This is a genomic window from Sinorhizobium sp. GQ132 (assembly GCF_059758575.1).
This window is the reverse complement of record NZ_JCAXDX010000002.1, coordinates 763,094-785,514: the sequence shown is the minus strand read 5'-3', so window position 1 is coordinate 785,514 and position 22,421 is coordinate 763,094. Positions and strand designations below refer to the sequence as shown.

At 62.8% G+C, this 22,421-nt stretch carries 17 protein-coding genes; 5 read left to right on the top strand and 12 right to left on the bottom strand.

From position 1 onward, the window contains the following. The first annotated feature begins 117 nt into the window (after positions 1-117). Complete coding sequence (locus tag AC6CIG_RS07800) at positions 118-669, top strand: hypothetical protein (protein WP_437407652.1); 552 nt, start codon at positions 118-120, stop codon at positions 667-669. 41 nt (positions 670-710) lie between these two features. Here AC6CIG_RS07800 and folK read toward each other — a convergent pair whose 3' ends face one another. From folK to folP, 3 genes are read right to left on the bottom strand one after another with little or no spacing between them, the layout of a single operon-like run. After that, positions 711-1,235 (bottom strand): 2-amino-4-hydroxy-6-hydroxymethyldihydropteridine diphosphokinase, encoded by a 525-nt coding sequence (gene folK, locus AC6CIG_RS07795; RefSeq protein ID WP_127712549.1) that lies wholly within the window; start codon positions 1,233-1,235, stop codon positions 711-713. Beyond that, entirely contained in the window at positions 1,222-1,593 is a 372-nt protein-coding gene (gene folB, locus AC6CIG_RS07790) for a dihydroneopterin aldolase (protein ID WP_018095110.1), read from the bottom strand. The genes folK and folB overlap by 14 nt, the downstream gene beginning before the upstream one ends. 14 nt (positions 1,594-1,607) lie before the next feature. Continuing rightward, positions 1,608-2,459, bottom strand: coding sequence for a dihydropteroate synthase (gene folP, locus AC6CIG_RS07785; RefSeq protein WP_437407651.1), 852 nt, complete (start codon positions 2,457-2,459; stop codon positions 1,608-1,610). 195 nt (positions 2,460-2,654) lie between these two features. Here folP and AC6CIG_RS07780 point away from each other — a divergent pair, with 195 nt between their 5' ends. Next, positions 2,655-3,290 (top strand): DUF922 domain-containing Zn-dependent protease, encoded by a 636-nt coding sequence (locus AC6CIG_RS07780; protein WP_437407650.1) that lies wholly within the window; start codon positions 2,655-2,657, stop codon positions 3,288-3,290. A gap of 470 nt (positions 3,291-3,760) precedes the next feature. Here AC6CIG_RS07780 and AC6CIG_RS07775 read toward each other — a convergent pair whose 3' ends face one another. Both AC6CIG_RS07775 and AC6CIG_RS07770 read right to left on the bottom strand, forming a co-directional pair. Beyond that, positions 3,761-4,081: a 2Fe-2S iron-sulfur cluster-binding protein gene (locus AC6CIG_RS07775; protein WP_029957011.1), complete on the bottom strand. Its 321-nt coding sequence runs from the start codon at positions 4,079-4,081 to the stop codon at positions 3,761-3,763. Between the two features lie 398 nt (positions 4,082-4,479). After that, on the bottom strand, positions 4,480-4,848 hold the full coding sequence (locus AC6CIG_RS07770; RefSeq protein ID WP_127712551.1) for an Hpt domain-containing protein: 369 nt from the start codon (positions 4,846-4,848) through the stop codon (positions 4,480-4,482). A 504-nt stretch (positions 4,849-5,352) separates the two neighbouring features. On the opposite strand from AC6CIG_RS07770, the gene AC6CIG_RS07765 reads away from it, so the two are divergent. After that, entirely contained in the window at positions 5,353-11,637 is a 6,285-nt protein-coding gene (locus AC6CIG_RS07765; RefSeq protein ID WP_437407649.1) for an apolipoprotein A-IV repeat region-like domain-containing protein, read from the top strand. A 502-nt stretch (positions 11,638-12,139) separates the two neighbouring features. Here the strand turns inward: AC6CIG_RS07765 and AC6CIG_RS07760 are convergent. The 5 genes from AC6CIG_RS07760 to AC6CIG_RS07740 form a co-directional block, all read right to left on the bottom strand. Then, a complete protein-coding gene (locus AC6CIG_RS07760; protein WP_127711960.1) occupies positions 12,140-13,009 on the bottom strand; it encodes a cytochrome c1 in 870 nt (289 codons plus the stop codon). A gap of 32 nt (positions 13,010-13,041) precedes the next feature. After that, positions 13,042-14,322, bottom strand: coding sequence for a cytochrome b (locus AC6CIG_RS07755; protein ID WP_018095117.1), 1,281 nt, complete (start codon positions 14,320-14,322; stop codon positions 13,042-13,044). A 14-nt stretch (positions 14,323-14,336) separates the two neighbouring features. Continuing rightward, a complete protein-coding gene (petA, locus tag AC6CIG_RS07750; protein WP_018095118.1) occupies positions 14,337-14,915 on the bottom strand; it encodes a ubiquinol-cytochrome c reductase iron-sulfur subunit in 579 nt (192 codons plus the stop codon). 314 nt (positions 14,916-15,229) lie between these two features. Then, entirely contained in the window at positions 15,230-17,152 is a 1,923-nt protein-coding gene (locus tag AC6CIG_RS07745; protein WP_437407648.1) for an ABC transporter ATP-binding protein, read from the bottom strand. A gap of 61 nt (positions 17,153-17,213) precedes the next feature. Next, the gene (locus tag AC6CIG_RS07740) at positions 17,214-19,067 is read right to left on the bottom strand and encodes an ABC transporter ATP-binding protein (protein ID WP_102761309.1); all 1,854 of its coding nucleotides are present in this window, start codon (positions 19,065-19,067) and stop codon (positions 17,214-17,216) included. 478 nt (positions 19,068-19,545) lie between these two features. Here AC6CIG_RS07740 and AC6CIG_RS07735 point away from each other — a divergent pair, with 478 nt between their 5' ends. Continuing rightward, positions 19,546-20,007, top strand: a complete 462-nt coding sequence (locus AC6CIG_RS07735; protein WP_018095121.1) for a tRNA (cytidine(34)-2'-O)-methyltransferase — start codon at positions 19,546-19,548, stop codon at positions 20,005-20,007. Positions 20,008-20,061: 54 nt separating this feature from the next. Here the strand turns inward: AC6CIG_RS07735 and AC6CIG_RS07730 are convergent, their stop codons facing one another. After that, the gene (locus tag AC6CIG_RS07730) at positions 20,062-20,634 is read right to left on the bottom strand and encodes an NADPH-dependent FMN reductase (RefSeq protein ID WP_010969495.1); all 573 of its coding nucleotides are present in this window, start codon (positions 20,632-20,634) and stop codon (positions 20,062-20,064) included. A 78-nt stretch (positions 20,635-20,712) separates the two neighbouring features. Here AC6CIG_RS07730 and soxR point away from each other — a divergent pair, with 78 nt between their 5' ends. Further along, positions 20,713-21,198 (top strand): redox-sensitive transcriptional activator SoxR, encoded by a 486-nt coding sequence (soxR, locus tag AC6CIG_RS07725; protein ID WP_018095122.1) that lies wholly within the window; start codon positions 20,713-20,715, stop codon positions 21,196-21,198. On the opposite strand, the gene AC6CIG_RS07720 is transcribed toward soxR, so the two are convergent. Further along, on the bottom strand, positions 21,158-22,387 hold the full coding sequence (locus tag AC6CIG_RS07720) for an MFS transporter (RefSeq protein WP_437407647.1): 1,230 nt from the start codon (positions 22,385-22,387) through the stop codon (positions 21,158-21,160). The two genes, soxR and AC6CIG_RS07720, sit on opposite strands and share 41 nt — an antisense overlap. Positions 22,388-22,421 lie beyond the last annotated feature (34 nt).

Sequence of the window (22,421 nt, the reverse complement as noted above, 5' to 3'; positions counted from 1 at the left end):
CGCGCCCTGCCCTCTACGCAAGATAAGGCGGTCCAGAAGCCAGGCTGAAACCATCCGTTAACCATTTTCACGGCAATGTAGACGTCAGTTTCCAGCTTGATCCATCAAGGACTGCTCATGCTCTCGCGCCCTTCTCCGATTGTTCGCGGCATTGCCGTTATCGCGCTTGTCGCCGCCGCGGGCCTTGCGACACCCGCGTTCTCCGGCGCCCGCGACAAGGCGTTCTTCGACAGGATTGCCGGGCAATGGAAAGGCCCGGGCGAAATCGTTGCCGGCAAGTACAAGGGCACGAAGTTTACCTGCGATCTTACCGGTGAAGCGGCACCCGGCACCGAAGCCGGCCTGAAACTGGACGGTTTCTGCCGCGTCGGGGTATTCAAGCAGCCGATGTCGGCGACGATCGTCCGGAAGGGCAACAGTTACACCGGAAAGTTCCTGGACGGTGCCGAGGGCAAGGGTCTCGACGTCGTGTCCGGCAGCGTTGCCAAGGACAAGGTGGTCGTCGGGATCAACCGCAAAAAGCTCAATGGCGCGATGATCGCGCGCCTGCACGGCGAAGAAACAATGAACATCACGATCTCGGTGAAGGTCGAGGACACCATGGTTCCGGTCATCGGTGTGAGCCTCAACCGGCAAATGGACGATATCGCCGTCGGTTCGATCGAGTAACCACCCTTCCCGTCAGACCTGTACGAGCACGGCTTCTGCGCTTATTGCTCCGCGCGCCACCATTCGACGTTTTCGTCGGCCACTTCGATGCCCTTCACATCCGCCCGGCCCAGCCATTCTCTGACTGTCCGTCCTTCGACGGCAAGGTCTGCCGCAAAGTCGGCGAGCGGCTTCAGCACGAAGCCGCGTTCGGTCATGCGCGGATGAGGCAGCGTGAGCGTCGCGCTCGCCCTGTTGAGGTCACCGAAGGTCAGGAGATCGATGTCGATGGTGCGGGGACCCCAGCGCTCCATTCTCACGCGCTTCATGGTCCGTTCGATCTCGAGACAGGCCGCAAGCAATGCCTCTGGATCCAGCGTCGTTTCGACTTCCGCACAGGCGTTGAAGAACCAATCCTGATCCGTCTTGCCCCATGGCGGCGTGCGGTAGAGCCGCGAAACCGCGACGATCCGGCAATCCGGCCGCGCGTCGAGCGCCCGCAGGGCTTCCGCCATCGACCGGCGCGGATCGCCGAGATTGCCGCCGAGACCGAGGATCGCGTGCCGCCAGCTCCTATTCGGCGACATGCTCGACCGTGACTTCCACGTAGTCCAGGATGCCCGGAACCGGCGCGTTCGGCTTGCGGATGGAGACCTTCGCCCGGCGAATCTGGCGAAAACGGGCGCAAAGCGTCTTGGCGACCTCAAGCGCCAGCGCTTCGATGAGATAACGCCGGCGTCCAGTGACGATCCTCTCGATCTCGGCGAAGGCGATGCCGTAATGCACGGTGTCGTCGATGCAGTCCTCGGCAAGCGCGGTCCCCTGGTCGACGACCAGTTCCGCATCGACGAAGAAACGCTGCCCGAGAAACTCCTCTTCGTCGAGCACGCCATGGCGGGCAAAGAACGCGCAGTTCTTCAGTGTGATCGTGTAGGTCGCAGTCATGGCTTCATGTCCCGTCAGCTGATCTTTGCGGCCAGCATAGCATCGGCCACCGCTAACGCATCCCTGTTGATTGCGACATCGTGTACCCGAAAAATCGCAGCGCCGGCAGTTCTGAGGAGCGCCGTCGTCGCGGCGGTACCGACGTCGCGGTCTTCCGCCTCTCGGCCCGTCACCGCACCGACGAAGCGCTTGCGCGAAGTTCCGACAAGAAGCGGCCGTCGAAACCCATGCAACGCCCTGAAGCGCGCCATCAGTTCGAGGTTCTCGTTCGTGTCCTTCGCGAATCCAAAGCCCGGATCGAGCACGACCCGTTCCCGCGCCACGCCGGCGTCGGCGGCGATCTGCAGAGACCGTTCCAGGAAATGGAACTGATCCTCGATCACATCGCTCAGTTTCTCCCGATCGCGTCCGGTATGCATGATGCAGAGCCCCGCCCCCGTCTCGGCCGCCACGGCCGCGATCGCCGGCTCGCGTTGCAACCCGTGCACGTCGTTGACGATGTGGGCGCCGGCGTGAACCGCCAAACGCGCGGTTTCCGCGCGGTAGGTATCGACCGAAATGACGGCCCGGGACTGCCGCGTGATCGCGGCGATAACGGGCAGAACGCGGGCCTGCTCGTCGTCGGCGCTGACCGGTTTGGCGTCGGGTCGCGTGGATTCGCCGCCGATATCCAGGATTTCCGCACCCGCCTCCAATGCGCGCAGCGCAGCTCTGACAGCGGCGTCGGGATCAGCGAAGCGCCCGCCGTCGGAAAATGAATCCGGTGTAACATTGATGATCGCCATCAAAACGCCACGCGGGCCCAGTTCGAGATCGCGTCCATGCGCCAATTGCCAGCGACAGGGCTGAAATGGATCGTATGTCATTGTTCCGGTCCGCAGCTGAACGGTTTGAATTCACCGCCCGTCATGGTGCAAATATATCTTCGAAAGCAACATGTTATGACGCCTTCCTCACACACCTTGCAAGCTTGTCGACGTCGGTTGGGGCCGATTTGTGTTGCGCTGGCTTTGGCTATGCCCCAAGCTTCAATGAAGTTCAACCGGCGAGAACACCCTTCCATGCCCCGACTCCATATCCCGCTGCGTGCAGCCCTGGTCGCATTGCTCGTCGGAGTCCCGTTCGGCAATGCCTCGGGCGAGACACTGATCAGCAAGAGAATCTCCTACTTCTCGATCGGCGGGCGCACGGCCGCAGAACTCGACAAGGCGCTTTCGGCGTCCGGCCCTATGATGAAGAGCACCGGGACGCGGCATCCGGGCGCCACCCGGATCAAGTTTGGCGGCACGGTCACCTATGTCAGTCGTGACGACCGCTGCGCGGTGGGCTCGGCCAAAGTCACGCTCAACACGCGCATCATTCTGCCACGCTGGAAGTATCGTCGACAGGCGGGCCGAGATCTCGGCCTGGTCTGGGACACGCTGGCGAGCGACATCAAGCGCCACGAGGAACGCCATGCGGAGATCGCGCGCATTCACGCGCGCCAGATGGAAAAGGCACTGCTTTCACTGAAAGCCGAGGACAGTTGCGAGCGCATGCAGGCCCGGGTAGCGGAAGTGAGCGCCGAAGAAGTCGAGCGGCACGACAAGGACCAGGCGCGCTTCGATCGCACCGAGGCGGCGAATTTCGACCGGCGGATGATCCGGTTGCTGCAATACCGCCTCGAAAGCCTGAAGAAGAACGCCAAGGCCCGCTGATGGCGTGAGGCAGGCCGTGCATCGCCGCCGCGCGAAACGCGGGACCGTGGCTGCGCTTTCGATCGGAATACCCCAAAGAAACGGTGGGATATAGTTTCCGCTCCAGAAGAAAACGCCGGGAACCCACAGTATTTTACTGGCGGAATCTAGCGATAGCGGGGCGCAGCCGACTCAGCTATATTAGAATCATGCAACGAGCGGAGGAACCGAAGTTCAACTGCTCGATGAAGTTGACATTGGATTGCGGATCAATACCGAGATCTCGCGTTTTAGTGGCAACCGGCGTGAGTTTGGCTTCGTCGTCTTCGGCTATTGCAGCATTGTCCGGACGATGAGGCAGCACAGGTTCTCCTGGCGTGTCCTGGTGCGGCAGATGTTCCCTCCCTCATCTGCATGCGATGCGCCCTCCTAGCCTCGCTTGTCGAATGACCGGCGAGGCTTTTTTTTGCAACGACGGCCCTTCGAGCCGATCAGGCCTGGCGCTCGGGGACATGAACGACAAGCCCGTCCAGAGCTTCGCTCATCTTGATCTGACAGGAGAGACGCGAGGTCGGACGCACGTCGTAGGCGAAGTCCAGCATATCCTCTTCCATCGCTTCCGGCGTGCCGACCTGCGCCGCCCAGGCCTCGTCGACATAGACATGACAGGTGGCGCAGGCACAGGCCCCGCCGCACTCCGCCTCGATCCCGGGGACCGAATTGCGAACCGCATTCTCCATGACCGTGGAGCCGTTCTCGACATCGAGTTCGTGGCGCGCGCCGTCAAAGGCTACGATCGTAAGTTTTGTCATTTTTCTTTCCGGAACGAATTGAGGGGCCGGCCGGCTGGCACAGGGCTTGTCAGGACTAGGCGGTGCCCCGGCTTTGAATTCAGGGCACGTTCTTCCAACAAATCAACCGGCCAGTCAACACGATGCGGCCGGTCCGCACAGCCTCAAATTGCCGCGGCGGTCGGGCAGATCGCGTTTGATGATAGGTTTTAAGCCATCCCGCCCAAAAGTGCGCAGCGGTTTTGGGACAACGACATGCACAATAACGACAAGCTGCAGCCAGATCACGTTGATGTCTTTAGGTCTGGGTCGACTGACATGAGCGTGACCGGCCCCAAAAAGTTAGAGCGGGATGCGGGCGGAAAACCGCGCCCGCTTTCCTCACCCCGCTCTTGCGCGCGATAAGGGCGCGCTTCAGGTCAACGGCAGAGTTTCAAAACGAAGAGCTCAGCCTCGAGAACGGCAGCGCCGAGAGCGCTCCGCAGAGCAGCATCGGCGGGACATTTCTCGATGGCGGCTGCAGCCTCGGCGACCGCGACCGCACCGACCGCGAGAGCCGCCCCCTTCAGACGGTGGGCCTCCTGGCTGCAGGCCTCTGCGTCACGTTCCGCCATCTCGGCCATCGCCTGGCGTGCCTGACGCGCAAAGAGCTTCAGAACCTCGATCTCGAGCGCCGTGTCCCCCATGGTCTGTCTGTAGAGATGCGCAAGGTCGATGGGATTCCTGCTGGAGGGAGTGGAACTTGCGGGGATGTCCGGTGCCTCGAAGGCTATTTTGAGTGCCGCCATGGGCTCGCTTCCTACAATCGATTTCGCGTAAACAATCGCACCGTTTTCAAACAGGAATATCGGTGCGCGGCACTGCCATTGACCTAAAACGCGGCGCAATGGAGGCAGAAAAATTGAGGAAATGGTTAACGACCATTAAACCGGCTGATTCCCTTGGCTTTTCGGGTCCCGAGCGCTCGCTTCCGTTAAGAAATCATTAGGATTTTAATGAATGGGGAACGCTCATAATTGTAAGAGCCCGGCTAATGTGTCACTACGATACGATTAGGAACGGGTCCGTATATGAAAATGGCAACTGTTCCGGTGGATAAGCTGCGTCCCAAGGTGTCGCAGGGCATAGGCTGCGGCTATCCATCGAGGCGATGTAATGGGTGATCAGTAAATCTGTGGCTTCGTTGCGAAGCCTGGACCTTGCGGTCACCGCCCTGGTTCGGATGTTCCGCTGGGCACCTGGCGGCACAGGAAGACGGCCATCATCGGGCAATAGTAGTGAGGCGTATCCGTATGGCGACGAAGAAGACCAACGAGTCGATCGACGAAAAGGCGTTCCAGGCGCTGGAAGCTGCCCTGAAGATCGACTTTGACGACCTGAAGTCGGCCTTGAACGACGAGACTTCCCTGGACGAGCCGGTGCCGGAAAGTGTGTCCGAGAGCGCCCGCCAGGCCGCCGGTTCCGGTGAGGCCCGCGCCGCACGAACGCAACAGGAAGCTGCGAAACCCGCGCGCGGCGCCGAAGCACCGCGCAGTTTTGCAAGCGAAATGGCGCCGAAGCAGCCCCCCTTGGCGCCGGCCAACGATGACACGCGCAAATCCCCAGCCGCCATGCTGCGCTCGCTGGAGGTCCGCTCGAGCCGAGCGGCAATCCGCGTCGCTGCGATCGTCTCGCTGGTCTGGACAGTGGCAGGACTCGGCGTCGCCCACCTTCTTTATGCGCCCGGGATCTGGCAGATCCGCTCTCTCGGCGATCTCGCGGCAATGCCTGGAGCGATCGGCATCCTGCTCGGCATCGCCCTGCCCGTCATGCTCTTCTTCTCCTTCGCGATCATGATCGCGCGTGCTCAGGAACTGCGCAGCGCCGCGCGTTCGATGGCCGAGGTCGCGATGCGCCTCGCCGAGCCGGAAACCAATGCCGCCGACCGCGTCATGACGGTCGGTCAGGCCGTGCGCCGCGAAGTCTCGGCGATGAACGAGGGCATCGAGCGCACCATCGCCCGGGCAACCGAGCTCGAAGCGCTCGTGCATTCGGAAGTCAGCGCACTTGAGCGCAGCTACAGCGAAAACGAACTGCGTGTCCGCACGCTCGTCCAGGAGCTCGGTCTCGAACGCGAAGCGATCATCGGCCATTCGGATCGGATCCGCACGGCTATCGCTGGCGCGCATACCAAGCTGAAGGACGATCTCGAAACCGCAAGCGAGGACATTGCGTCGCGCATCGCCGTTTCCGGGGAGGCCTTCGCTTCGCTCATCGACACCCGGGCCGCGGCACTTACCGACAAATCGGACCATGCGCTCGAAAATCTGAGCACCATGCTGACCACCCGGACCGACGCATTGCTTTCCGGCCTTACGACCGCCGGAGTGGCGCTCAGCAACGAGTTCGACGCGCGTCTCGATGCGCTCAGCGATAACCTGACGCAGCGTGGCGAGCAGTTGCTCAGCCAATTCGAAACCCGTGCCTCGACGCTCGACGCCAATACCGAGAAGCTCAACGCCGCCCTGAACGAACGCGCCCGTCAGCTCAACGAGACGCTGATCGCCCGCACACGTGACCTCAATGAGAGCCTCAGGATAGGCCAGCAGGCGATTTCCGGCGGTCTCGACGACGTGCTTTCCTCGCTCAACTCGGCCCTTGACGAAAAGGGAGCGAGCTTCCGCCAGAGCCTCAAGTCGAGCGCCGACGACGCCATCATGGATCTCGATCTGCGCGGCGGCTTTTTCGAGGAAAAGCTGCAGACGACGGTCGGCCAGCTGGCAAGCGCCTTCGACGAACGCTTCCACGAATTTGCAAGCGCCTTCGACAAGCGGGCCAGCCAGCTCGACACCAAGCTCATGGAAAGCCTCCACCGGATCAACGAGACCGTTTCCGGCGGCTCGGAGGCGATCGGCGGCGCCCTTGACAGCAGCGTGGATAAGATCAATTCGGCGCTGTCCGACCAGTCGCTCACCCTGGCAACGGCGCTCGGCGCGACGCAAGACTTCATCGAGGAGACGATCGGCAGCCGCACCTCCGAGCTCAGCAGCCTGATCGGCAACGCGCACAACCGCATCGAGAGCGTGCTTTCGGACAAGACCGGCTCGCTGATGGGCGCGCTGACCGAAGCGCAGGAGCGCATCGAAAACGGCTTCGGCCAGCGTGCCGATGCGCTTGCCAACGCGCTGACGGCGAGCGAGCGAAGCCTGACGGACGGACTAGACTCCCGTACATCGGCCTTCATCGAGGGCTTGCAGTCTGCTCATGCCCGCATCGAGCAGACTCTTACCGGCTCCACCGACGAGATCACGAGCGCGATCGCCGCAAGCCAGCATCGGCTCGACAACACGCTTTCGGAACGGACCGCCGCGCTGTCGAGCGCCCTCGCCTCAGGAACAAGCGTCATCGAAAGCGCCGTCGGCGGCACAGCAGAACGGCTTGAGCGTGTCCTTTCCGAGCGTGGGCAGTCGATCACCGACGCACTGTCCAACCAGACAGCGGCGCTCGACGGCGTGCTCGCCGAGCGCGCGACGCAAATCAATTCCACCATGTCGGCCCGCGCCAGCGAAATGGCTGACTCGCTAAGCCGTCATGCCGAGGACGTCGCCGACAGCCTTACTTTCCGCGCCATGGCGGTCGCCGAGACCATGACCGACCGCGTCGGCGAGATCGAAAACAAGCTTTCGCAGAGCGTCTCCGAAGTCGCCGAAAACCTGGGCGGCCGCGTCAGCCTGATCGCCGATACGCTCACCGATACCAGCGCCCGCATTGCCGAGGACCTGAGCAGCCGAGTCGGAAAGATCTCCGAGACGCTGGCCGGTACCAGCGCCGAAATTGCGGAAGCGCTTACCGCCCGCACGTCGGAAGCAACGGCTTCGCTTGCAGGAAAAGCGGCCGAGATCGAACAGACGCTCACCGGCAGGGCCTCGCACCTGCGCGATACGCTGACGACGACGCACGACGAGATCCGTTCGACGCTCGACGACCGGATCACGGCGATCAACCTTGCCGTCGGCCAGGGCCGCGAGCAGCTGGAAGAGCTGCTCTCGGATCAGTCCATGGCGATGGCAACGACCCTGGCGACCAGCGCCAGCATGCTCGAAATGTCGCTGGAAGAGCGCCAGGCCTCGATCGCCGGAGCGATCGAGCGCAGCACCGAGGCGCTCGCCGCCCGCACGTCGGAAGCAACCGCATCGCTTGCCGACAAGGCCACCGAGATCGATCGGACGCTCTCCGGCAAGGCCGCGCAACTGCGCGACACGCTGGCGACCACCCATGAGCAATTGCGCACGACCCTCGACGATCGGATCAACACCATCAACCTCTCGGTTGGCCAGGGACGCGAGCGTCTCGAAGAGTTGCTGTCCGACCAGTCGATGGCGATGGCCACTACACTGGCGACCAGCGCCAGCATGCTCGAAATGTCGCTGGAAGAGCGCCAGGCCTCGATCGCCGGAGCGATCGATCGCAGCGCCGAGGCGCTCGACTCCCGCATGCGCTCGACGACGGGCGAGATTGCGGAACGTCTGGCCGAAACAGCCGATCAGATCAGTCTGGCGGCCGACACGCTCACCAATCGCGTCGACATTTCGATCAGCGGCGTCAATAGCCGCCTCGACGAAACCGGCGCGCGCATCGAGACAAGCCTCGGTTCGCTCGAAGAACGCATCCGCGGCAGCGTCGGCGACGTCGACGCCATTCTCGGCGAAACCGGCGCACGCATCGAAACGAGCCTCGGCTCCCTCGAAGAGCGCATCCGCGGCAGCGTGGGCGATGTCGACGCCATTCTCGGTGATACCGGCGCGCGCATCGAAACGAGCCTCGGCTCCCTCGAGGAGCGCATCCGCGACAGCGTCGGCAGCGTCAATGCGATCGTCGACAATGCCGGCCAGCGCATCGCCGACAGCCTCGGTGAACGCGCAGGCGAAATCGACCGGATCAGCGAGGCTGCGGCAACGCGCATATCGACTGCCATCGAAGCCGGCACGGGCCGGATCGAGGAGCGGCTCGGCACGATGGATCGGGCCCTCAATATCGGCCTCGACAACGTAAACCGCACGATCGAGGGGAAAGCTGCGGCGCTCGTAACCAGCCTGCGTGGCGCCGTCAGCGACGCCACCCAGGAGATCGACGCGGAAGCCGCCCGGTCGGCCGGGCTCCTGTCCAAGGCCGGCGCCGACTTCGCGGGTGCGCTCGCCGCGAGCAATGCCGAATTTGCATCGTCGATCGAGCAAACCGCATCGGCCACGGCAGCACGCCACGCCGATCTCGCCCGCTCGGTCGCGGAAGCCGCGGACACGGCGACCGCCCGATTGGCCTCGACCAACAGCCAGATCGCGACCCATGCCAAGAGCATTCAGCAGAGCCTGACAGAGGCGGAGAAAGCGCTCGATGCGCGCGGCCAGTCCATCCGCAGCACGCTCGACGAAAGCACCCGCGAACTCAACTCGATGCTTGCCGGGCGCTCGATGGAACTGTCGCGTCTTCTCGACGAGCAGGCTCGCCCTGTCATCGAACAATACGCCGCCACCGGCAAGGAGGCCGCCGAACGCATCGCTTCCCTCACCCAGGAAAGCGCCGACCGCCTGCGTGCCGAAAACGCCGCGCTCATCAACGCCATCACCGAACGGACCGGCGAGACGCTCGACGCCATCTCGTTGCGTGCGGAAGAGACCGCCAAGGCGATGAAAATGGTCGAGAACCGGCTGCAGTCGACGGCCATGGGCCTGATCGACCAGCTTGCGTCGAGCAATTCGGCGATCGCCACGGTCATCGACCAGGCGAGCGGCAATCTCGGAGATATGGACCAGCGGCTCGAGGCGACCGCCGCAAAGGTCTCGGAAACGGCGCGGCAGGCCTCCGACATGCTCTCCACCTCGACCCGCCTGATCGAAGGCAAAGTCGACAAGCTGTCGGACATTTCCTCCTCGACATTGTCGCAGATCGGCGGCATCGTCGGCCGCTTCGAAGACCATTCGAAGGTTCTCGGACAGGCTTCCGACCTCCTGGCGGCCGCCCAGTCGAACCTTGTGAGCACGCTCGAAGAGCGCCAGGACGCGCTTCGGACACTCTCGGTCGGCCTCGTCCAGCGTTCGGAGGAGATCGAGCGGACCATGCGTGCGCTCGAGGGCTTCGTCGACGGCGCCTTCCAGCGCGCCGAGGAACGCTCCGGTCAGGTTGCCGGCAACCTGCGCAGCGGGATCCAAACCTCCTTCGCCGATGTGGGCCGACTGCTGTCGAACACCGAACAGCGGGCAACCGAGGCGGCAGAGGCCCTGCGCGATACGCTTGTGAAGGCGAGCGATGAAGCCGCCGCTTCGGTCGAAGGGGTCTTCTCGCAGGCCGAGGAACGCTCACGCCAGATCGCCGACAGACTGCGCTCCGGCGTCGAGACGTCCTTCGCCGACGCAAACAAGACGCTTTCGCAGGTCGAAGGACGTGCACTCAGCGCCTCCGAGGCCCTGCGGCAAGTCGTGGCAAAGACCGGCGAGGAAGCCGGCCAGGCGCTCGAAGGCGCGTTCGCCACCGTGGAAGAGCGTGCCAAGGACGCGGCCTCGCGGCTGCGCGGCAGTATCGGTGCGTCGGTCTCCGACGTCGAGCGTATGCTGGCCGAGAGCGGCAAGAAGTCCGATGGCGTCGCAGCACAGTTGCGCGAAGCCGTCCGCCAGGCGATCGAGGATGCGATCGGCCGTTTCAACGGCGCAACCGACGACATCCGTCGTTCCGCCGGCGAAATCCGCAAGGAACTCGACATGACGCGCGAAGAATTGAAGCGCGGCGCTTTCGACCTTCCGGAAGAGGCCAAGGAAAATGCCGCGCTGATGCGGCGCGCCGTCGGCGAACAGATCAAGGCGCTGCAGGAACTGTCCGAGATCATCGGCAAGTCTTCCTCGCAGCTCGAAGTCGCCCAGCCGGTTCGCCAGCAGGAAGCCCCCGCTGCCCCGGCAGCCCGCGTCGTCGCGCCACAAGCCGTCGCACCGCAGTCATCGCTGCCGCAAGCCGCCGTGCCGCAACCTGCCGCACCGCAGCCGGCTCCGAATGCCGCTCTGCGCGGAAGCCTGGGCATAGAGCAGGCCACCCGCCCGCTGCAGCCTGCCCGGCCGCCGGCAACGGAGGAACGCGCCGAAGAGGGCGGCGGCTGGATGCGCGATCTCCTGCGCGCGGCTTCCCGCGAGGAAGAGCCTGCAGCGGCGCGGCCGCGCTCGGCGGAAAGCCAACCGGTGGCAAAAGCCGGCGACAGCCGCAACCCTCGCCATGTGGTCGAGTCGCTGAATTCGCTCTCGGTGGACATCGCGCGTGCGATCGACCACGACGCCTCCGTCGAGCTTTGGCGTCGCTATCAGCGCGGCGAACGGGACGTCTTCACCCGCCGCCTCTACACGCTGAAGGGGCAGCAGACCTTCGACGAAATCAAGCGCAAATACGATCGCGAACCGGAGTTCCGCACCGCCGTCGACCGCTATATCGCCGACTTCGAGAAGCTGCTCGCCGATGTCGCGCGCAACGATCCCGACAAGCGCATCACACAGACCTACCTGACGTCCGATACGGGCAAGGTCTACACGATGCTTGCCCACGCGGCAGGGCGCTTCAGCTGACACGGACAGCAATCGGTCTCTCGGAACGGCCTCGTCGCAAGACGGGGCCGTTTCTATTCATCTCTCCTCTTCCTCTCTCTGTGGTTGTCACAGAGATGAGGGCAGCGCCGCGTCTGCGGCGCGGGAAGGGTTCTTTCAGCCCAAGGACTTGGTCTGGCTGGATTCCTGTGACAAGCACAGGAATGAGGAAAGCAAACAAGCGGCGCCGGCGGCTCCAATCTCGGCACACTTTAGGGCACATACACATCTGCTCCTCCGGGGGAAGCCGTTGCCACGGAGAGAAACCGGCTGCCACTCGCTTCAAGCGACGCGGTCTGCCGACGGCATTGTTTGGGATAGGTGAAGGTCAAACCGCGTGTCGTGTCCCCACAAGGGGGGAGAATACCTGCGGTGGGCCCTCGCTTCGAATTTTGCGTTGTGCCCGCATGCCACAAAAAAAGCCCCGGTAAAAAACACCGAGGCTTCCTGTCGATCAGGCCTGCTGGCCAGCAAGCAAACCGGATCAATGTTCCTTGTTCGCGTAGACCGACTTCTTCGTCAGGTAGATGAGGCCCGTGAAGATGAGCAGGAACACCATGACCATGAAGCCGGTGCGCTTGCGATCTTCCAGATGCGGCTCGGCGGCCCACATCAGGAACGCCGAGACGTCCTTGCTATATTGGTCGACGGTCTGGGGGGCGCCGTCGTCATAGGTGACCTGGTCATCGGAGATCGGCGGTGCCATTGCCAGTGCCGCGGCGCTGGCGAAATACGGGTTGTAATGCGTGCCTTCGGCCACTTCCACGCCCGCCGGCGGATCCTGATAGCCGGTCAGAAGCGCATGGATGTAGTCCGGACCGCCTTCCTGGTAGGGCCAGAACATGTCGAAGACGAATTGCGGGAAACCGCGTTCGATGCCGCGTGCCTTCGCGATCAGCGAAAAGTCCGGCGGTGCCGCGCCGTTATTCGAAGCAGCCGCCGCTTCCTTGTTCGGGAAGGGTGACGGGAAGTGATCGGACGGAACGGCCTTGCGCGTGAACATCTCGCCATCCGCGTTCGGACCGTCCTCGACTTCGTAATTCGCAGCGAAGGCCTTCACCTGCGCTTCGGAGTAACCGAGGTCCTCGAGCGTGCGGAAGGAGACGAGCTCCATCGAGTGGCAGGCCGAACAGACCTCGGTGTAAACCTTCAGGCCACGCTGCAGCTGCCCCTTGTCGTAGTGGCCGAACAGCCCGGCAAAAGTCCAGTCCTGCTGTTCCGGCTTGTGGATCGGGTAGTGGGGCGTGCCCCCGGCGTGCTCCTCGCCGCCTGCTTCGTCCTGCGCGACAGCCGCTCCAAACCCGAGACCGGCGACGACAGCAAGTGACAGAATGCCTGTAACAAGCTTTTTCATTGTTGTGGATTCCTTATCGATCGCTGTTCCGGTCAGGCGCGTGCGGGCTTCAACTGCGCCTTGGCATTCTGTTTTTCCAGCACCGCTTCGGTGATGGAGTTCGGAATGCGCTTCGGCGTCTCGATCAGACCGAGGATCGGCATGATGACGAGGAAGAAGGCGAAGTAATACAACGTGCCGAGCTGCGACATCACGACATAGATGCCTTCCGCCGGGCGCGAACCCAACCAGCCGAGCAGGATGCAGTCAGCAACGAAGATCCAGAAGCACAGCTTGTACCAGGGACGGTAGACGGCCGACCGGACCTTCGACGTGTCGAGCCAGGGCAGGAAGAACAGGATGAGGATCGAGCCGAACATCACCAGAACGCCGCCAAGCTTGGAGTCGATCGGGCCGACGTTGAAGGTGATTGCCCGCAGCATCGCGTAGAACGGCAGGTAGTACCATTCCGGAACGATATGAGCAGGAGTCTTCAGCGCGTCCGCCGGAATATAGTTGTCCGGGTGTCCGAGGAAGTTCGGCATGTAGAAGACGAACCAGGCATAGACGATCAGGAAAACCGATACGCCGAGCGCATCCTTCAGCGTCGCATAGGGCGTGAAGGGCACGGTGTCGGACTTGGACTTGACCTCCACCCCGGTCGGGTTGGTCTGGCCGGTGACATGCAGCGCCCAGATGTGCAGGACGACGACGCCGGCGATCATGAAGGGCAGAAGGTAATGCAGCGAGAAAAAGCGGTTGAGCGTCGGCTGGTCGACGGCAAAGCCGCCGAGCAGGAACTGCTGGATCCACTCGCCCACCAGCGGGAAGGCCGAGAAGAAGCCGGTGATGACGGTTGCCCCCCAGAAGGACATCTGCCCCCAGGGCAGCACGTAGCCCATGAAGCCGGTCGCCATCATCAGGAGATAGATGACCACGCCGAGGATCCAGAGGATCTCTCGCGGCGCCTTGTAGGAGCCGTAATAGAGGCCGCGGGCGATATGCAGGTAGACCGCGATGAAGAAGAACGACGCGCCGTTGGCGTGCAGGTAACGCAGCAGCCAGCCGTGATTGACGTCGCGCATGATCTTCTCGACCGAATTGAAGGCGACGCTCGTTTCTGCGGCATAGTGCATGGCCAGGACGATGCCGGTGAGGATCTGCACGATCAGCATCACCGAAAGCATAGCACCAAAGGTGTAAGCATAGTTCAGGTTGCGCGGAACCGGATAGGAGACGAACGAGTCGTGAACGAGCCGCGGCAGCGGAAGACGGGAGTCAACCCACTTCTCGATGCCCGTCGTTGGCGTGTAGGTTGAATGATCAGCACTCATTATCAGTAGTCCCCTCAACCGATCTTGATGACTGTGTCGGAAACGAACGAGAAGGTCGGCACGGCGAGGTTTTCCGGTGCCGGGCCTTTGCGGATTCGGCCGGCCGTGTCGTAGTGCGAGCCGTGGCAGGGACAGAACCAGCCGCCGAAATCGCCCGCCTGACCGAGCGGAACGCAACCGAGATGGGTGCAGACACCCACCATGATGATCCAGTTTTCCTTGCCTTCGCCGGCGGAACGATCGAGATCGTTTGCCGGGGCATCGGACGGAAGGTTGGCGTTGCGCGCCACCGGATCCTTCAATTCTTCGAGTGCTACGGCCTTGGCCTCTTCCACTTCCTTATCGGTGCGGTTGCGGATGAAGACCGGCCTGCCGCGCCACTTCGCCGTCAGCGACATGCCCGGCTGCAAGCTCGAAACGTCGACTTCGATCGAAGCAAGCGCCAGCGTGGATGCGTCCGGACGCATTTGGTCGATGAACGGCCATGCCGCCGCACCGGCCCCGACAACGCCGGCCATACCGGTAGCCAGGTATAGGAAATCGCGGCGAGTGGGCTCGCCCATGGTCTCGCTTGAAGTCTCGTGTTCGCTCACGGCTAAAACATCCTCTCACGCAAATGTTGCGGAAACCGCATCCGCCCCCGGCGCGCTTCCTGCCCCGTCCCGAGCCTGGAACCACGCCCCGTCAAACGCTGGCACCCCATCCGGCCCCTTGAGGCAAGCCACGGATCGGATGTCAGAATCCGGGAAAAATTCTGCACGCAGATTCCCCATCAATCCGGCGCGTTCTATGCCTGATCGCAGATTATGTCCAGCCTTGACAAGGGGCCGCGGGCAGATTGTCGCGGGGAAAGGCGCGACCAATTGGCACAAGGACTTGACGCGTTATAGCCGCGCCGCGGAACGCCCTATTCCGCGGCCTCTTCGCGCGCGATGAAACCGCCCGACTGGCGCGACCAGAGATCGGCGTAGAGACCGCCATTGGCGATGAGTTCGGCATGGGTGCCGTCCTCGACGATACGGCCTCTGTCCATGACGACGAGCCGGTCGAGCGCGGCGATCGTCGACAGCCGATGCGCGATGGCCAACACCGTCTTGCCCTGCATCAGCCGTTCCAGATTGGACTGAATCGCCGCTTCGACTTCCGAATCGAGCGCCGAAGTCGCCTCGTCCAGCACGAGAATCGGCGCATCCTTGAGCATGACCCGGGCGATAGCGATACGTTGGCGCTGGCCGCCGGAAAGCTTGACGCCGCGCTCGCCCACATGTGCATCGAACCCTCTGCGGCCGCGCTGATCCTGCAGACCGACGATGAAGTCATGGGCTTCCGCCCTGCGCGCCGCCTCGACCAATTGCTCCTCGCCCGCCCCTGGTCGCCCGAAGAGGATATTGTCGCGGATCGACCGGTGCAAAAGCGACGTGTCCTGGCTGACCATGCCGATCCGGCTGCGCAGCGATTCCTGCCGGACGGCAGCGACGTCCTGTCCGTCGATGAGGATCCGCCCTCCTTCGAGATCGTAGAATCGCAACAGCAGATTGACGAGGGTCGACTTGCCGGCACCCGAACGGCCGACGATGCCGACTTTCTCGCCCGGACGGATGGTGAGCGAAAAGTCGTCGATGACCCCGCCGCCCCTGCCGTAGTGAAACGTCACATGTTCGAAGCGGATTTCCGGCCGGCTGACCCGCAGTTCCGGTGCGCCCGGCCGGTCGGTCAGCCCGATCGGCTGCGATACCAGCTCCGCCGAATTCTGGATCGTGCCGATATTGCGCATGATCGCATTGAATTGCGACATCATCCGCCCGAGCAGCATGTTGAGGCGCAGCACCAGCGCCAGGGTGAACGCGACGGCGCCGGAACTGACCGCGCCCGCCAACCACAAGTGAACCGCGTAGACCGCGATCGCCGCGATCATCATGCCGGACAAAAGCGCGAGCGATGCCCTCACCCCCGTCAGGAGGCGCGTGAAAGGGATGACTGCTCCCTGGAAGCGGTGGAACCCACCCCGAATATAACGGTCGTTCTCCTCGTCACTGCCGAACAGCTTCAGCGTCTGGATGTTCGCATAGGCATCGACCATGCGGCCGTTCAGCATCGACGCCATCTCCGCCGTGTCGCGGGCATGCTTGCGCACACGCGGGACGAAATAGCGCGCGAGCACCAGGAAGATCACGATCCAGAAGGCGACCATCGCCGCCAACCGCCAGTCCAACTGGGCGATCAGCGCCATGGTCGAGGCCGTGTAGATGACGATGAACCAGACCACCTGCAAAAGCGAAACGATCAGGTCGCTCGTCGCCTGTGCGCCGCTCCAGACCTTGGTGACGATACGCCCGGAAAAGTCGTTCTGAAAGAAGGAGAGCGACTGGCGCGCGACATGGACATAGGATTGCCAGCGCACCAGGTTCAGGAAACCGGTGATGATCGACTGCTCCTCCACCAGCGCGGCAAGCGTCACCGCAAGGAAGCGGAACACCAGGACCGTCAGCAGCATGAAGAGCAGTTCCGGTCCGTTGGTCGAGATCAACCCGTGCCAGCCGTCCTCCGGTCGGATCGTGTCGAGCACATCGACAAGCCGACCGACGAAATAGAACAGGCCGGCTTCCAGCATCGCCACGAGACCGCCGAGCACGGCCATGGCGAGGAAAGGACCTTTCGCCTGGCTGGCGTAAAACCAGGCAAAACCCAAGAGCGACCGCGGCGGCTGCAGCCGCTCGCGGGGCGCAAAGGGGTCGATCCAGTTTTCGAAAATCTTGACGATGGCGCGCAGCATCGTTCCGATATAGGCGGTTCTGAAATCCGGGCAATCCGTTTTCGCTTCCGCGCCCATTACGATTGCGTAACTCCGGCCCGCTGAACGCAGAGCCGGCGGTGGAGCGGGAGGCGGCGGATTACTCCGCCGCCTCCTCCTTTTCGACCTCGTCGGCGATGAAGCCGCCGGACTGGCGCGACCAGAGATCGGCATAAATGCCGCGCCTGGCGACGAGCTCGTTGTGAGAGCCGGTCTCGACGATCCGGCCGGCTTCGAGGATGACCAGGCGATCCATCTCCGTCAGCGTGGACAGGCGATGCGCGATGGCGATCACCGTCTTGCCGGACATCAGTGCGAAGAGATTTTCCTGAATAGCCGCCTCCACCTCCGAGTCGAGCGCAGACGTCGCTTCGTCGAGGATGAGGATCGGTGCGTCCTTCAGGAAAACGCGGGCGATCGCAATCCTTTGCCGCTGGCCGCCCGAAAGCTTGACCCCGCGTTCGCCCACCTGAGCGTCGAGCCCTCGCCTGCCCAGATTGTCCTCGAGCGTCTGGATGAAGTCCCAGGCATTCGCTTTCTTCGCGGCGGCGATGATGTCGTCGTCGCTTGCCTGCGGATGCCCATAGGCGATGTTGTCGCGAATGGAGCGATGCAGGAGCGACGTGTCCTGAGTCACGACGCCGATCTGGGAACGCAGGCTGTCCTGGGTGACGGTCGAGATGTCCACGCCGTCGATCCGGATCGCGCCGGATTCCAGATCGTAGAAGCGCAGAAGCAGGTTCATCAAGGTCGTCTTGCCGGCGCCGGAGCGGCCGACCAGCCCGATCTTCTCGCCGGGCCGGATATCGAGTGATAGCCGGTCTATGACGCCCTTGGCCTTGCCGTAATGGAAGCGGATGTCTTCGAAGCTGATCGCACCCTGGTCGGCCTTGAGCGTCACGGCAGCCGGCTTGTCGACGATGTCGTGCGACTTGGTCATCATGCCCATGCCGTCATAGACAGTGCCGATATTCTCGAACAGCGCCGACACTTCCCACATGATCCATTGCGACATGCCGTTGACGCGCATGGCAAGACCGATCGCGACGGCGATCGCGCCGATCGAGATTCCGCTCGTCAGCCACAGATAGATTCCGAGAGCGCCGACGGAAAAAAGGGCGATACAGTTGTTTGCGTAGACGAATATGTGGAAGAGCGTGACCTTCCGCATCTGCCGGTACACGGTGCTCAGGAATTCGTCCATGCCCGCGCGGGCGTATGTCTCCTCCCGCCCTGCATGGGAGAAAAGCTTGACGGTCCCGATATTGGTGTAGCTGTCGACGATGCGTCCGGTCATCATCGAGCGCGCGTCGGCCTGTTCCTTGGAGATCTTCTGCAGCCGCGGAACGAAATAGGTGACGATCACGATATAGATGACGAGCCACAGCCCGAGCGGCATCACGAGGCGCCAATCCGCGGCCGCCACGACGATCAGCATCGTCGCGAAATAACTCACCACATAGACGAAGACGTCGAGGATCTTCATCACCGTTTCACGGACCGCAAGCGACGTCTGCATGACCTTCGTGGCCACGCGCCCGGCAAACTCGTTGGCGAAGAACGTCATGCTCTGCCTGAGCAGATAGCGATGCATCTGCCACCGCGCGATCATCGGATAATTGCCGAGCAACACCTGATGCATCACGAAGGAGTCGAGGGCGACCAGCCCCGGCAGACCGATAAGAATGAGGGCTGCCATCCAGGCGAGCCTGCCGCCTTCGGTCGCAAGAAAGGTTTCGCGGTCAGCGGTGGACAGCCAATCGACCACATTGCCCAGGAACTGGAACAAGGCCACTTCGCCGATCGCGATCAGCATGGTGCAGATCGACATGATCAAGAGCCACGGAGCCGCGGGCCTGGTATAGTGCCAGCAAAAGGCAAAGAGACCCTTTGGCGGGAGCTTCGGCTCCTCCGTCGGATAAGGATCGAGGCGGGATTCAAACCAGCCGAACATTGTCTAGCCCCTTCAGATAGTTGAAGGAAAGCGGGTCGCCCCGCATTCTTTATCTTGAAAAATACAACCCGGAAATGACGCCCGCGAGCGGAGCATGACCCCGGATGAACCGGAGCGCGCATCGCTCGATCGAAAAAAGCAGAGGCGCGGAACCGGTCAGGCCAGGAAAGGCCGTGTTACTCGTGGGAGGCGCGTCAACATCAGAACAGTCATGCATGCCTCCTTCGGTTCGCGTTGAAGAGGACAGAGCTTTAACCTTATTCGTGCTGCCATGCCAGATTGTCGCAGGCATTTTCTTGACCATTTTTTCGCCGGCCGTTGGTCTGTTGCCAATACGGCACAAATTAGCGGCGGCAAAAGAAGCGGCCCCGAATGAATCGTCTCGGAGTACACCCGACCATGGATCGCGAGGCCGATCGGTGGCATAGGAACCGACATCGATCACTCCCACGCTCCAATCTATTCTATCGACAGCCGCATGAACGACCTCCGCATCGCCCTTTACCAGCCTGACATTCCAGGCAATACCGGAACGATCCTGCGGCTCGCCGCCTGCCTCGGTCTTTCGGTCGACATCATCGAGCCTGCCGGTTTCGATCTTTCGGACCGCAATCTCAAGCGTGCGGGAATGGACTATATCGCGGCGGTGACCATGACTCGGCACGTCAGCTGGGAGCGTTTCGAAACATGGCGGTCGAGCACCGGCAGACGCCTCGTGCTCGCCTCCACCAAGGCGGCCGCCCCCTATACGCGCTTCAGCTTCCGGCCGGACGACGTCCTTCTCTTCGGCAGGGAAAGCGCCGGGGTTCCCGATCACGTCCACGAACGGGCCGACGCGCGCATCCTCATACCGATGGCGCCCGGCCAGCGTTCGCTCAACATCGCCATGGCAACCGCCATGATCGCCGGAGAAGCGCTGCGGCAGACCGGCGCCTTCTGAGCCGAAACGAGCGGCGGCCGTCAACTGTACCCGGATCCGGCGTCCTGACGGCGGTCATGCGGCGATCTCGTTGTAGGGCGTTGCCTTGCGTGCGTATTTCAGGGTGCGCGCCCACCAGGTCAGCCGGTCGATCATCAGGAATAGCGGCGCACGCATCTCTTCCGGTTTGTAGAGATTGCCCGCCGCATCGAACTTCGACCAGGCCTTGGCGAAGGAGATGCCGTCGCGAAGGGTGACGGCGTGCAATTCGCCGAAGACCTGCCGCAATTGTTCGACGGCCCGTATGCCGCCCGATGCGCCGCCATAGGAAACGAAGGCTACCGGCTTTGCGTGCCAGGGCTCATAGACCGCATCGATCATCTCCTTCAAGGCCGCCGGGTAGCCGTGGTTGTACTCCGGAGTGATGACGATGAATGCGTCCGCTTCGGCGACCTTCCGCTCCATCCACTCGGCTGGACCGGCGGATTTGTCACCGCGAGCGCTTTTCATTCTGACGGGATCGATGATCGTCAGGCTGAACACGTCGGACGTCTCGAGCTCACGAATGAGCCAGCTCGCGACCGTGTCGCAGAAACGGCCCTGCCGTGCGCTGCCGTAGATCAGGGCAAGGGTCATCTTTTCAGTCATGCTATGTCGGCTCCATGTTGTCGGTTGCAGGGAGCTCATGCTATAGAACCTCAACTATAGTTGAGGTCAATAGCAGCCGTGAAAAAAGACAGACCCAACGATATCAAGCGCGAGCTGACGGTCGGCGAAGTGGCCGAACGCAGCGGCCTCGCGGTGTCGACGCTTCATTTCTACGAGACCAAGGGCCTCATCCGCAGCAATCGCAGCCGGGGCAATCAGCGGCGCTACCCGCGTTCCGTCCTGAGGCGGGTGGCCGTGATCAAGGTTGCCCAGCGTACGGGTATCCCGCTTGCCGAGATCCAGTCGGCCCTGTCGGTGCTCCCCGACGACCGGCCGCTGACGGTCGACGACTGGGGACGGCTCTCGAAGACCTGGCGGCAGCAGCTCGACGAGCGGATCGCCAAGCTGACGGCGCTGCGCGATCAGCTCACAGGCTGCATTGGCTGCGGTTGCCTGTCGATGCGCGACTGTCCCTTGCGCAATCCATGGGACGTCCTTGCCTCCGAAGGAACGGGGCCGCGCCTCATCGATCCCGCCGATGGGCCGGAGCATGACGCGAGTTAGCCGGCTGACCCGACTGCGCAGGCCTCATACGGGAGAGCAGAGCCATGCTGGCCAATGCACCGAGGGAGCAGAGAAGCGCAAACGCCAGCGTCCACCTGTTGCCCGCCTCGCCAAGCAGGAACGAAAAGAACGGCGGGGCGGCGGCGAAAGCCAGGTTGAGCGGCAGGCCGAGGCGCGCCACCACCGCCCCATATTCCGCAGAAGAAAAGAAGACGAGCGGCATCGTCGCCCGGCTGACGGACATGGCGCCGCTTGAAAGGCCATAGAGCACGAGGAAGAGAACGATCGACCATTCCGCCCCTTGCCCAAGCGCGAGCGCCAGCAGTGCCGGCGGCATGATCGCCGCGGCAACCAAGCCCGTCGTCAAGCCGTCCCAGCGATTGCCGCCGAGGAAATCGAAAAGCCGCGCCGAGAGCTGGATGAAACCGATGGCCGATCCGAAGCCGACCGCCAGATAGCCGGGCACGGCAAAGCTGCGGAAAAGATCGATCACCACAAGCTGAAAACCCCAGGTAACAAAGCCGTTGAGCGCGACCGCCGCCGTGATCAGGGCAACGACGCGCCACTGGCGACGAACAGCCGGCGACGCGGATCGATTCGATCGGGCGATCCGGGGATCGCATTTTGGCGGCTTGCCTCTGGGCAAGGCGAAAAAATGCAAGGGCGCGCAGGCGAGGAGCATCACCGCACCATAAAGGACGAATGTGCCGCGCCAACCGAGAGCCGCCTCGCAGAAAGTCGTGACCGGCCAGGCGATCGTGGGTGCGAGCGCCATGGCGAGCATCTGCGCCCCTATGGCACGACGCGCGCCCTCGCCCGCGATCTCTGTCAGGAACACCTGAGCCGACGTCGTGAGTGCTGCCGCCCCGGCTAGACCAAGAATGCCCCAGGCCGCAAAATAGGAAACCGGACCTCCGGCGCCGGCCAGCAGCCACAGCCCCGGAGCCGCAGCCGCCGAACCGAAAGCGAGCACGAGCCGCGCCCCGTGGCGCGCGTAGATCGGCGCAAGCAGCGGTGAGCAGAAGGCCATCGCGACCAGCATGACGGTCGGGCCGAGATAGATGGCCGAAGGCCTCAGGAGAAGATCGTTCGCCATTCCGACCGCCGTCACAGAGACGAACATGAACATCGCTCCCCAAGCGATGATCTGGGTGATGGAGAGCACGATGATGGAACGGAGAACGGGCATCGGGGCAGGTTCGGGAATACGCGCAATGGCGAGA

Coding starts and splice junctions, on each gene's coding strand:
- AC6CIG_RS07800 (WP_437407652.1), top strand. CDS start 118: ATGCTCTCGCGCCCTTCTCCGATTGTTCGCGGCATTGCCGTTATCGCG.
- folK (WP_127712549.1), bottom strand. CDS start 1,235: ATGTCGCCGAATAGGAGCTGGCGGCACGCGATCCTCGGTCTCGGCGGC.
- folB (WP_018095110.1), bottom strand. CDS start 1,593: ATGACTGCGACCTACACGATCACACTGAAGAACTGCGCGTTCTTTGCC.
- folP (WP_437407651.1), bottom strand. CDS start 2,459: ATGACATACGATCCATTTCAGCCCTGTCGCTGGCAATTGGCGCATGGA.
- AC6CIG_RS07780 (WP_437407650.1), top strand. CDS start 2,655: ATGCCCCGACTCCATATCCCGCTGCGTGCAGCCCTGGTCGCATTGCTC.
- AC6CIG_RS07775 (WP_029957011.1), bottom strand. CDS start 4,081: ATGACAAAACTTACGATCGTAGCCTTTGACGGCGCGCGCCACGAACTC.
- AC6CIG_RS07770 (WP_127712551.1), bottom strand. CDS start 4,848: ATGGCGGCACTCAAAATAGCCTTCGAGGCACCGGACATCCCCGCAAGT.
- AC6CIG_RS07765 (WP_437407649.1), top strand. CDS start 5,353: ATGGCGACGAAGAAGACCAACGAGTCGATCGACGAAAAGGCGTTCCAG.
- AC6CIG_RS07760 (WP_127711960.1), bottom strand. CDS start 13,009: ATGAAAAAGCTTGTTACAGGCATTCTGTCACTTGCTGTCGTCGCCGGT.
- AC6CIG_RS07755 (WP_018095117.1), bottom strand. CDS start 14,322: ATGAGTGCTGATCATTCAACCTACACGCCAACGACGGGCATCGAGAAG.
- AC6CIG_RS07745 (WP_437407648.1), bottom strand. CDS start 17,152: ATGGGCGCGGAAGCGAAAACGGATTGCCCGGATTTCAGAACCGCCTAT.
- AC6CIG_RS07740 (WP_102761309.1), bottom strand. CDS start 19,067: ATGTTCGGCTGGTTTGAATCCCGCCTCGATCCTTATCCGACGGAGGAG.
- AC6CIG_RS07735 (WP_018095121.1), top strand. CDS start 19,546: ATGAACGACCTCCGCATCGCCCTTTACCAGCCTGACATTCCAGGCAAT.
- AC6CIG_RS07730 (WP_010969495.1), bottom strand. CDS start 20,634: ATGACTGAAAAGATGACCCTTGCCCTGATCTACGGCAGCGCACGGCAG.
- AC6CIG_RS07720 (WP_437407647.1), bottom strand. CDS start 22,387: ATGCCCGTTCTCCGTTCCATCATCGTGCTCTCCATCACCCAGATCATC.